This window comes from Methylomonas sp. MK1, assembly GCF_000365425.1.
In the GTDB taxonomy this organism is placed as follows: Bacteria; Pseudomonadota; Gammaproteobacteria; order Methylococcales; family Methylomonadaceae; genus Methylomonas.
Genome location: NZ_AQOV01000001.1, coordinates 184,645 through 196,376, shown reverse-complemented (window position 1 = coordinate 196,376; position 11,732 = coordinate 184,645). Strand labels below are relative to the sequence as shown.

General features: G+C 51.0%; 8 protein-coding genes. 6 read left to right on the top strand and 2 right to left on the bottom strand.

Features of this window, described 5'->3' with window-relative positions; genetic code table 11:
- Window positions 1-377: 377 nt before the first annotated feature.
- The 4 genes from G006_RS26770 to G006_RS0100855 all read left to right on the top strand — a co-directional run bounded on the left by G006_RS26770 (window position 378) and on the right by G006_RS0100855 (window position 6,024).
- Window positions 378-569, top strand: a complete 192-nt coding sequence (locus G006_RS26770; protein WP_020481264.1) for a hypothetical protein — start codon at window positions 378-380, stop codon at window positions 567-569.
- A 366-nt stretch (window positions 570-935) separates the two neighbouring features.
- Window positions 936-2,318 (top strand): group II intron reverse transcriptase/maturase, encoded by a 1,383-nt coding sequence (gene ltrA, locus G006_RS26520; protein WP_020481263.1) that lies wholly within the window; start codon window positions 936-938, stop codon window positions 2,316-2,318.
- A 453-nt stretch (window positions 2,319-2,771) separates the two neighbouring features.
- Complete coding sequence (bchE, locus tag G006_RS0100860) at window positions 2,772-4,310, top strand: magnesium-protoporphyrin IX monomethyl ester anaerobic oxidative cyclase (RefSeq protein ID WP_026146753.1); 1,539 nt, start codon at window positions 2,772-2,774, stop codon at window positions 4,308-4,310.
- Window positions 4,311-4,551: 241 nt separating this feature from the next.
- Complete coding sequence (locus tag G006_RS0100855) at window positions 4,552-6,024, top strand: IS1182 family transposase (RefSeq protein WP_020481261.1); 1,473 nt, start codon at window positions 4,552-4,554, stop codon at window positions 6,022-6,024.
- A 292-nt stretch (window positions 6,025-6,316) separates the two neighbouring features.
- Here G006_RS0100855 and G006_RS0100850 read toward each other — a convergent pair whose 3' ends face one another.
- Both G006_RS0100850 and G006_RS0100845 read right to left on the bottom strand, forming a co-directional pair.
- A complete protein-coding gene (locus tag G006_RS0100850) occupies window positions 6,317-6,898 on the bottom strand; it encodes an ANTAR domain-containing response regulator (RefSeq protein WP_020481260.1) in 582 nt (193 codons plus the stop codon).
- 2 nt (window positions 6,899-6,900) lie between these two features.
- Window positions 6,901-8,379, bottom strand: coding sequence for an MFS transporter (locus G006_RS0100845; protein ID WP_026146752.1), 1,479 nt, complete (start codon window positions 8,377-8,379; stop codon window positions 6,901-6,903).
- A gap of 431 nt (window positions 8,380-8,810) precedes the next feature.
- On the opposite strand from G006_RS0100845, the gene nirB reads away from it, so the two are divergent.
- Window positions 8,811-11,351 (top strand): nitrite reductase large subunit NirB, encoded by a 2,541-nt coding sequence (gene nirB, locus G006_RS0100835; RefSeq protein ID WP_026146750.1) that lies wholly within the window; start codon window positions 8,811-8,813, stop codon window positions 11,349-11,351.
- Window positions 11,351-11,731: a nitrite reductase small subunit NirD gene (nirD, locus tag G006_RS0100830; RefSeq protein WP_020481256.1), complete on the top strand. Its 381-nt coding sequence runs from the start codon at window positions 11,351-11,353 to the stop codon at window positions 11,729-11,731. The genes nirB and nirD overlap by 1 nt, the downstream gene beginning before the upstream one ends.
- Window position 11,732 lies beyond the last annotated feature (1 nt).

The following is an 11,732-nucleotide window of genomic DNA, read 5'->3' as shown; positions in this document are numbered from 1 at the left end:
ATTTCTTCAATAATTCGGTTCAACGATCAAATCGTTGCCGCTTTTTGCGCGAACGATATCGCTCGGAACAGCAACCTTTCAGTCAGGCGCTAAAATCTTCTGGTTATTTTGGAAAACGAGCCGGAAAAAAGCCTGGTTGCTGGGAAAATAAGCGCAACCGTCAACCCTGGAGCTCGATAAATGGGCCGCACCGGCTTTTAGCGCTGATTCGCCGCAACTGTGGATGCCCATGCCTATCGTACGACCGACCATTTTAGCCCTAGACCTGGAAGGCACGCTGATCTCGACCGCTTACAGCCAAATTCCCCAGCCCGGACTCAGACATTTTTTAACGCAGGGTAAAAGACTGGTTTCCGCGAATTGTTGTCTTCACTGCGGTGGAAGAGACGAGATTTAGACCGATTGCTAAACGGCTGGTCGAAGACGACTATACGCAGCCGTGGTTTGCCTACATCGAATATATCCAATGGCAAGGCCCGGTCAAAGACCTGAGGTTTATTCCGGCGGCCCAAGTTGGCGATGTCTTGCTGGTAGAGGAGTGCGTGTGTAATATCGGTCTCGACCCTTAGCTGCGTGCGCCAGGATAAGCTGGCAAAGGATAGGAGGTGAAAGTCCTCCACGAGATAAGGTCTAGCCAACCGTCTCGGCCCCGAGTGATGCGCGGGTACTCGTGAGGGTAAACGTGAAGCGTTCACAGGGGAGACTACAGGCTGGGTATTGAGCTGCGAAATGGGTCGAACTTCGAGGTGCTGATTCCGTGCTGCTGAGGAGAAGGCAATATTGGTTCATGCGTATTGGCCAGCATGTATCCAAACCTCGCGCAGTCGTAGACCCCAAGCATGTGGAGAAGTCCTTTGTACGGAACCTGGGAGGTCTCATCTGTGCTCGATAGGCATGTCGAGCCGGTTTATTAAGGTAGAAACTGAACAATAAATATGCACGCAGATGAGAAGTCGGACAAAGCCGTAGTACCTGTGAAGCAACCGAACAACGAGGGCTTGCCCTTGGCGGAGGTTGTGGAGGGAAGGGCTTTGCCCAAGAGGAACACCGGTCAGGCAACCGCAGTCCGGACTCAGAGCCGGGGCACTGCGTCGAATGGATTGGCAGGTGTGCGCCAAGCGGCGCGACAAAAGCAGGATGTACAGTTCACCGCCTTACTGCATCACATTACCATTGAGCTTCTGGAGCAGAGTTATTTTGCGTTAAAGCGAAACTCTGCGCCCGGTCTCGATGGCGTGACGTGGCGCACCTATGGCGACAATCTCATTGAGAAGCTGACGGCATTACATGCCCGGATACACCAAGGCAGCTATCGAGCCCGCCCAGCACGACGGACGATGATCCCGAAAGCGGACGGTACGGAACGACCGTTGAGTATCTTGTGTCTGGAAGACAAAATTGTCCAACAGGCCGTGGTTTATGTGCTGGAAGCCATCTATGAAGAGAGTTTCATGGGGTTTTCGTATGGATTTCGACCGGGGCGCGGCCAACATGATGCGTTGGATGCGCTCAGTGCCGGGATTTATAGAAAGAAGGTGAACTGGGTGTTGGACGCGGATATCCAGAAGTTCTTTGATGCCATGAACCATGACTGGCTGATGCGATTTCTTCAACACCGAATCGGGGATAAACGTTTGCTGCGTCTCATCGCCAAATGGTTAACCATCGGCGTCATGAATGGCTCCCATAGGGAGGTTAGTGTTCAGGGGGCTCCGCAAGGGGCAGTAGTTTCGCCGATCTTGGCAAATATCTACCTGCACTATGTGTTCGATCTATGGAGCCATCAATGGCGACGCCAAAAGGCCCAGGGTGACATGATGATTATCCGTTATGCGGATGATACTGTGCTCGGTTTTGAATACGAGCAGGAGGCAAAACGCTTTTTGCAAGACATGCAAGAACGTTTGCAAGCGTTTGGTTTGACGTTACACCCGGACAAAACACAGCTGATCCGCTTTGGACGGCATGCGATAAGCGACAGGAAGCGACTGGGCGAGGGAAAGCCGGAGACTTTCGACTTTCTGGGCTTCACGCATTTCTGCACGCAGTCCCGGAAAAACGGCGCGTTTGTGATCGGACGTCAAACCATCAAGAAGCGCATGCGGGCAACGTTGCACGCGATCAAAAGTGAGCTGCGAAAACGCTGGCATGATCCGGTGCCGAAAACTGGCGAGTGGATTCAAAAAGTTCTGCAAGGACATTTGAACTATTTTTCCGTTTCAGGCAATGATTCCAGTATCTGGCTATTCTTCAACGAAGTGCGCCGCCTTTGGCTGCGCCGTATTAGAAGACGCAGCCAGAAGGATTTTATGACTTGAGATCGGTTCATGCGCATTACCTCGCGCTTCTTCCCCAGGGTTAGATTATTACATCCCCATCCTTGTTACCGCTTCGACGTTCGTACTCGAGGGAGGAGCCCAGTGCGTTAGCAGCGCACGCTGGGATCTGTGCGGGGGGTGCCGGGTAACCGGTATTCCTACCGCGACCAATATGAATTAATTTGCAATGACAAGAAAGGGTTAATAAGCTGTCCTTCGAAATGTAGGTGCGATTAGCTTGCGTAATCACACATTTCGAAACCAACATTCCTCCAATTATGCTATCGCTAATCGGATCTACGCGGGCTGTACTTGCAGATAAAGTTGTGCATTAATGGACTCTAACCAAACGCTCAACCGGAGCGCGGTTATACTTAGATTTTGTTTTTCAGCTTTCCGTACCACACCCGGTTAGCTTATTTGTTAGCCTTTTTCAATCAATCCGAGGCTTAAGTGAAAATCACGTTGCTTAATCCCCCACATACCGCGATTGGGAGCAGAATTCCCCGCGAACACCTGCCGCCATTAGGCTTGTTAAGTGTGGGAGGGCCTTTGCTCGATAATGGTTTTTCTGTCAGTCTGATTGATGCAGAGTTCGGGCCAATGACTCTGTACGAAAGTGTGCAAGGTGTCCGCGATGTATTACCGGATGTGGTAATGATTGGTCATTCTGGCTCAAGTTCTGCCCATTCCACAGTGGTTGAACTGTGCCAAGCCATTAAGCAATCCCTAGTTAACATCGTTATTGCGTACGGTGGTGTTCATCCTACTTACCATTGGGATGAAGTACTACGCGAATGTCCCGAAATCGACATTATCGTCCGTGGAGAAGGTGAAAGGACCACGTTGCTTCTGATGCAGGCATTGGCTCGCGGCCATTCCTTGGGAACGGTTGACGGCCTTGCCTATCGGAGCAACGGGCAAATTTTGCACACGCCGCCCGCTCAAATGATCCTCAACCTTGATGATTATCGCGTAGGCTGGGAGTTAATCGATCATAAACGTTATTCCTATTGGGGTGGTAAACGAGCCGTAGTGGTGCAGTTTTCGCGAGGTTGTCCTCATCCTTGTACCTATTGTGGTCAGCGTGGTTACTGGACTCAATGGCGCCATCGCGATCCCATAAAATTTGCCAAGGAACTGGCGCGGTTGCACCGCGAGCAAGGCGTCGAACTCATTAACTTTGCCGATGAATTGCCAACGGGTTCGCGTAAAGCATGGAGAACTTTTCTTGAAACATTAATTGCTGAGGATGTGCCGTTATTATTAGTTGGCTCAACTAGGGCGGGTGACATCGTGCGCGACAAGGATATTCTCAGTTTGTATAAAAAAGCCGGTTTCATCCGATTTTTGTTGGGTATTGAAAGTTATGATGAAAAAACACTGGTGTTCATTAAAAAAGCTGGCAGCGCAACGAAAGATCAACAAGCGATTCAACTTTTAAGAGCGCACGACATTATTTCAATGGCTACTTATGTGCTCGGTTTTAAAGAAGAAAAAGATCAGGATTATTGGTCTTCGTTCAAGCATTTGCTGCGCTACGACCCAGATCAGGTTCAGTTACTCTACGCGACTCCACATCGCTGGACACCCTTTTACTCCGAAGTGCAAGAACGGCAAGTTGTCCAAGCGGACATGCGGCGCTGGGATTACAAACATCAAGTTTTAGCTACGCGACACTCTGTTTGGCGCGTATTTTTATGGTTCAAAGTTATTGAAGTCCTATTGCAGATGCGTCCCAAGGTGTTGATTCGTTTACTGTTTCATCCTGACCCTGAATACCGTCACGCCATGCGTTGGTACACTCAAGTTGGGCGACGCGTATGGTTTCATGAAGTGGCTGAGTTCATCTTCAATACGAGGATTATGAAAAATGGGCCTATTTTGCGAGACTTTATAGGGAATTCACTCGCAAATCGGGAATACGCACTAACCAAAAATAAACGTGCGCTGAAAGAAAGCAGTTTGAGAAATGGCGCTGCCGGCGACTAACAAGTCGGTCAAAGTGATTCGCCGCCCGTTGGCGGTTTTGAAGTTCGGTTTTTAACGAGGTTAGACGGCCTCGTTTCACGTTCGTTAGAGGCTGGCCCCTGACCTCTAAGTGAAACGAGCAATATCTGATAAAAACCGGCCATTCAAAAACTCATCTCGATAGACAGCTATTGGCCCAGACTGTGTCAAAACGCCAGCTTTGGTATAATTTGGCTCAGGATTTATTGATGGGAGCCAGCCGATGAATCGATTCATTAAAGGTGAATGCCGCACTCAAATTACCTTGCTACCGGAAAGTCTGGATGACTATGTGGTCGAGACCAATCCCGTTCGTGTCGTTGATGTCTTTGTGGATGAATTGGATCTTAAGCAACTCGGTTTCGAAGGTGTTCAACCCGCCATTACCGGCAGACCCGCGTATCATCCAGCCGTTTTATTGAAGATTTACATCTACGGCTACCTCAATCGCATCCAATCCAGCCGTCGTTTGGAGAAAGAAACACAGCGTAATATCGAGTTGATGTGGTTAACCGGACGCTTGATGCCGGATTTCAAAACCATCGCCACTTTCCGCAAAGAGAACGGTAAAGCCATCCGTAATGTCTGCCGCCAATTTGTCATGCTCTGTCAGCAGCTGGGTTTATTTTCAGAAGCCCTGGTGGCCATAGACGGCAGCAAGTTCAAAGCGGTTAATAACCGCGACCGCAACTTCACTAGCGCCAAATTGCAACGACGTATGGAAGAAATCGAATCCAGTATCAATCGTTATTTAACGGCGCTGGATACCGCCGACCGTCAAGAACCCTCTGTAGCGCAGGCGAAAACCGAGCGTTTGCAAGACAAAATCGCCGCCTTAAAAGCGCAGATGAAAGCCCTGAAAGACATTGAGGTTCAGCTTAATCAGACACCCGATAAACAGATTTCCCTGACCGACCCTGATGCCCGTTCCATGAAAACGCGGGGGACGGGCATCGTGGGTTATAACGCTCAGACCGCTGTTGACACTAAGCATCATCTGATTGTGGAGCACGAGGTGATCAATGAGGGTGTGGACCGTAGTCAGCTTTCAAACATGGCGAAAAAAGCCCGCAGTGCCATGGGGGTTGACGATTTAACCGTCATCGCCGATCGCGGTTATTTCAAAAGCGAAGAAATCCTCGCCTGCCACGAAGCCTGCATTACCGCGATTGTGCCCAAGACCGTGACATCAATCGCCACAGCCGATGGCCGTTTTGGCAAAGCGGATTTCATTTTTGATGCCGAGAAAAACGAATACCGCTGTCCGGCTGGGGAGGCTTTGATTTGGCGCTTTTCCACTATTGAGAAAGGCTTGAAATTACATTGCTACTGGAGTTCGGCCTGCCAAAACTGTGCGCTCAAGGAACAATGTACGCCCAGCCCACAACGGCGTGTCAAGCGTTGGGAGCATGAGGGTATTCTGGACGCCATGCAAACTCGCCTGGACCTAGCGCCTGAGAGTATGCGTATTCGCCGGCAAACTGTCGAACATCCTTTTGGCACGCTCAAAGCCTGGATGGGCGCCACTCATTTTTTGATGAAAACCTTGGCGCACGTTCGCACCGAAATGAGCCTGCATGTGCTGGCCTATAATTTGAAGCGAGTGATCAATATCATAGGTCTTGAAGCGCTGATTGACGGTATAAAAGCCAAGATGGCATTGTGTCGTCCTAGTGAATCAGCCATAGCCGGTTAGTGGCTATTTCAGAGTACGGTTGTGTAAAGCCCATCTGTCAACAAGGCTTTCCAGGGTTCCATTTTGGAAATGGTAAATTCTTGTTTGTCTCGAGCTAAGCTCTCTCCTTCAGCCCGCGTCAGCTTTAGAGCGCCAAAATCCCTTATCCATGCTCGAACAATCTCAATTTGTGCGTTTTTACACGGTCTGGGCCGGCAGGAGCCAAATTTAAGGTTCAATCACAAATCAAAATTCGAATGCAGCAGAGCTTACGATAGCGTCAGAACCCTCCAAGCCTTGTCACCCAAAGCCTCTACTTATTAAACAACTCCGCCATCGAAATCACGTTCTTGGCCATTTCACCGATGGCGATGTTGCGGTCCATCGCTAGTTTGCGCAAGGCGTGATAAGCCTGGTCTTCCGTGTAGCCTTGGGATTTGATTAAAATCGCCTTGGCGCGATCTACTAGTTTGCGGTCTTCCAGTTGAGTCTTGGTTTTTTTCAATTCGTCTTTTAAGGCTTGTTGCTCCTTGAAACGCGCTATGGCGATGTCGATGATGGCCTTGATGCGTTTCGGATCCAGGCCATCGACTATATAGGCGCTGACGCCGGCTTTGATAACCTTGTTGATGGTCTCGGTTTGCTGATCCTCGGCGAAGATGACGACCGGCAGTGAGCAGTTTTGGTTGATATCGACGATGGTCCGCAAGACAGCCTCGTTAGGGGCGTACAAATTCAAGACCACCACGTCGGGGTTCAGGGTCTGGACAATTTGCATCATGTCCAGTTCTTTAAGTTTCAAGGTTACCACCTCACAGCCGTGCTGGCGCAAGCTGTTTTCCAGCAAGGGTTCGCTGTCGAATTCATCGACGACCAAGACATTAAGCGCTGCCATGTTCAATCCAGGGCGATTTTCAGCAAAGAGCCGTCAGGCATGATTTCGGTGATGTAGTTTTTCGGCTCTTCCAGATAGTAAATCAAACCCAATAACAGGAAACAGGACAGGCCCAAGATTAAGAAAAATTGTCCGGTGGAGACGAAGGTCAGCAAAATCAAATAGACGATGGCGCCGGCGTTGCCGTAAGCGCCGACGATGCCGGCCACTTCGCCGGTGATGGCGCGTTTGATCAAGGGTACGAACGCGAATATCGCGCCTTCCGCCGCTTGCATGAATATCGAACAAAGCAAGGTAACCGCCACTGTGGCGAGGATAGTCCATTGCGCGGAAATCATCGCCATCAAACAATATCCGCCGGCCAGGCCGGCCACGAATAAATATAGGGACAGTTTGCGGCCAATCTTGTCGCTAAGCCAGCCCCCGGCCGGCCGGGCGATGACATTGGTCACCACGAAACTAGAAGCCAGGAACCCGGCATCCAACATACTGGTGCCTTGGGTTTCGTTGAATGTCTTAAAGAAAAACATCGGCAGCATCGATAAAACGGCCAGTTTGGAGCCGAAGGTAACCAGATAGGCTATCGCCAGAATGAATACCTGCCGGTACTGATAATGATGGATGCTGGCAATCGGTTGGCTGAGGCGGTCGGCGTTGTTGTTGACCAATTGAAAGACGTGGATCAGGAACAGTAGCCAGACGACTGCATGAATAGCCAGATTCCAGCCTTCGGTGAGGACAGGTGTGGCCGGCGTAGACAGTTTCCACGCCAACAAGGAGATGGTCGCGTACAGGGGCACCAGACTCAGCATGTATAAAAACAAATCGCGGATGCTGGTGACTTCCATTGCCATTGGCCGGCGGGTTTTTAGTGCGGCAATTTCCGGCGGCAGGTTTTCCACGCTGAAGTAATAGATGACCGAATAAATCAGCGCGATCAAACCGGTCAAGGCAATCGCCGAACGCCAGCCGTGTTCGGCGCCGAAATAAAACGCCAGGCCCGGCAGGAAAATCGCTGCAACGGCCGAACCGAAATTGCCCCAGCCGGCGTAAATACCCTCGGCGGTACCGACCTGGCTGGCCGGAAACCAGTCGCCGATGATGCGTACGCCCACTACAAAGCCGGCGCCGATAAAGCCCAGTAAAAACCGAGACCAGGCCAGTTCGGTAAAATTTTCCGCCATCGCGAACATGAAGCAGGGGATGCTGCATACCGCCAGTAACACGCTGTAGCTGATTTTTGCGCCGAATCTATCTACCAACATACCGGTAATAACCCGAGCCGGAATGGTCAGGGCCACGTTCAGCAATAACAGGATTTCGATTTGGGTTTCGCTGATTCCCAGATCTTGCTGGATCAGTACTAATAAAGACGCATGATTGAACCAAATAACAAAGCTGATGAAAAACGCGATCCAGCTCATGTGCAGCACTTTGGTCTTGCCGCGCATGGATAGTAATTTAAAAGGCGTAAAAGACATGGATGATCCGTGGTTGTCGTTCCTTGGTTTTTATAAGCAGCTTATATGCCAACGATTCAGTAGCGGCAAATCCGTCAATTCGCGGCTACATGGCTCCATAGTGGTGCAACAGACCGGTTTCTTTGCCTTATTTGGGTGCGAATTTTGCGGGAAAACACGTTACCTAGCTGCGGGAGCCGGCATTTTTAAAGGCTTTTGAATGTTGGCATCAATTTTGTTAGAGATTTATCAAGTCTTGTCGTTAGACTTGCCCCCGTATTAAACCTGGACAAAGGCGTCCTGCTTGAATGAGTCATTCATTCGAACAGGATGCCTTTTTTTTTGGCTGCGAAAAAGGGCGGTAGCGACCAGACAGTAGCTCCTTGAATCGCCTTACCGCCACTAGGCCAGGTAGCGCGTTTGCATAAATTCTGAGTAAACAGAGGCCCCTGATGAATATGAAACAAACCCTGGTTGTTATCGGCAACGGTATGGTAGGCCAGAATTTTCTGGCTGGATTGGTCGCCAGCAACGCGAAAGATCGTTATAGGATTGTCACATTCTGCGAAGAGCCCAGAGCCGCTTACGACAGGGTGCATTTATCCGAATATTTTTCCGGGAAAACTGCGGCCGATTTGTCCTTGGTGGAAGACGGTTTCTTCGCTGAGCACGGCATCGAGATTTATTTAGGTGACAGGGCTGCCAGTATCGACCGGGAGCGCAAGCAAGTCACCTCTGCCAAAGGTGCGATAGTCGATTATGACAAACTGGTATTGGCAACCGGCTCTTATCCCTTCGTACCGCCGGTGCCAGGGCATGAACGACCGCAGTGTCTGGTGTATCGGACCATCGAAGATTTGGAAGCGATGAAAACTGCGGCTGCCAAATCTAAAGTCGGCGTGGTCATCGGCGGCGGTTTGCTGGGCCTGGAAGCCGCCAAAGCGTTAAAGGATTTAGGGCTTGATACCCATGTGGTCGAATTCGCGCCGCGTTTGATGGCCGTGCAACTCGACGATGGCGGCGGCGCAATGTTGAAGCGCAAGATTGAAGCGTTGGACGTTAAGGTACATTTAAACAAAAACACCACGCTGATCGACGATGGCGAGGAATGTCTGCACAAAATGAATTTTGCAGACGGCGAAACCTTGGAAACCGACATCGTGTTGTTCTCCGCCGGCATCCGGCCACGCGACGACATTGCGCGCGGCTGCGGCTTGGATGTCGGGCCGCGCGGCGGTATCGTCATCGACAATCAATGCCGCACCTCCGATGCAGATATTTATGCGATAGGCGAATGCGCGCTGTGGAACGGGCAGATCTTCGGTTTGGTCGCGCCCGGTTATGCGATGGCGCGTACCGTCGTCGCCGATTTAGCCGGCGAAGCGGGCAGTTTTACCGGTGCCGACATGAGCACTAAACTTAAACTGATGGGTGTCGATGTGGCCAGTATCGGCGATGCGCATGCCAAGACCCAAGGCGCCATGGTGTATACCTATCAAAACGGTGCCAGCGAAATCTATAAACGTCTGGTGGTCAGCCCAGACCAGAAACGGCTGTTGGGTGCGGTTTTGGTTGGGGAAGCTTCCGCTTACAGTACTTTGTTGCAATATTGTTTGAACGGCATAGAACTACCGGAGCATCCGGATTCTTTGATTCTGCCCCAACTCTCCGGCGAATCAGTTGGTCTGGGGCCGGATGCCTTGCCCGCCTCGGCGCAGATTTGCTCTTGTTACGATGTCAGCAAGGGCCAGATTTGCGGTGCAATTGAAGCCGGTTGCACCACGCTGGGCGGCCTGAAAGCCGAGACCAAGGCCGGCACCGGTTGCGGCGGCTGTTCGGCTTTGTTGAAGTCAGTATTGGATTGTGAATTGACCAAACTGGGCGTGGAAGTCAGCACCGATATTTGCGAGCATTTTCCACATACCCGCCAGGATTTGTATAACCTGGTGATGGTCGAGGAAATCAAAACCTTCGATGAATTGCTGGATAAACACGGCAAGGGTTTGGGCTGCGAAGTGTGTAAGCAGGCGGTCGGTTCTATCCTGGCTTCACATTGGAACGACTACATCCTGAAAACAGAACATATCGGTTTGCAGGATACCAACGACATCTTCCTGGCCAATATGCAAAAAGACGGTACTTATTCGGTGGTACCGCGGGTCGCCGGCGGGGAAATCACCCCGGACATGCTGATCGCCATAGGTCAAGTCGGCAAAAAATATCAGCTGTACACCAAAATCACTGGCGGCCAGCGCGTGGATTTGTTTGGCGCCCGCGTCGAGCAATTACCGGCGATATGGCAAGAGTTGATCGACGCCGGTTTCGAATCCGGTCATGCTTACGGCAAATCCTTGCGCACGGTGAAATCCTGTGTCGGCAGCACCTGGTGCCGGTACGGTGTTGATGACAGCGTCGGTTTGGCAATAGAACTGGAAAATCGCTACAAAGGCTTGCGCGCCCCGCATAAAATCAAGTTCGGCGTGTCCGGCTGCACCCGCGAATGTGCGGAAGCGCAAGGCAAAGACATCGGCGTCATCGCTACCGAGAATGGCTGGAATTTATACGTGTGCGGCAACGGCGGTATGAAACCGCGTCACGCCGATTTGTTTGCCACCAATCTGGATAAAGAGACATTAATCAAGTACATCGACCGGGTGTTGATTTTTTATGTCCGCACCGCCAACCGGATGCAGCGCACCTCGGTATGGATGGACAATATGGAAGGCGGCTTGGACTATTTGAAATCGGTAGTCATAGAAGATCGGCTGGGTATAGGCGCGCAATTGGAAGGGCAGATGCAGCATGTTATCGATACCTATCAGTGTGAATGGAAAACTACCTTGGCCGACGAGCAACGGCTGAAACGCTTCCGGCATTTCGTTAACAGCGATCAAGCCGACGACAACGTGGTGTTTGTCGAGGAGCGCGGCCAAGTTAGGCCCGCCAACCCGCAAGAACGTAAACATTTCAAATTGATCGAGGAGGCGGCATAATGAGTACTTGGATAGATGTGTGTGGCATCGACGATTTGCAAGCCGATTCCGGGGTGTGTGCCTTAGTAAAAGGCAAACAAATCGCGATTTTTTACCTGCAACGCCGGCAGGAAGTCTATGCAATCGGTAACTTCGATCCGTTTAGCGAGGCCAATGTCCTATCGCGAGGTATGATAGGCGATATCGGTGGCGAACCGATGGTCGCATCGCCGATGTATAAGCAACATTTCCATCTAGGTACCGGTGTGTGCTTTGAAGATGCCGGCGTTAGCGTGCCGGCCTATCCGGTACGCTTGGAAAACGGCAGAGTAGCCGTCATGCTGGCCTCGCCGCCGCTGCAACAAAAATCGCCGTCTTTGGCTGTCTGTGAAATGGAGTAAC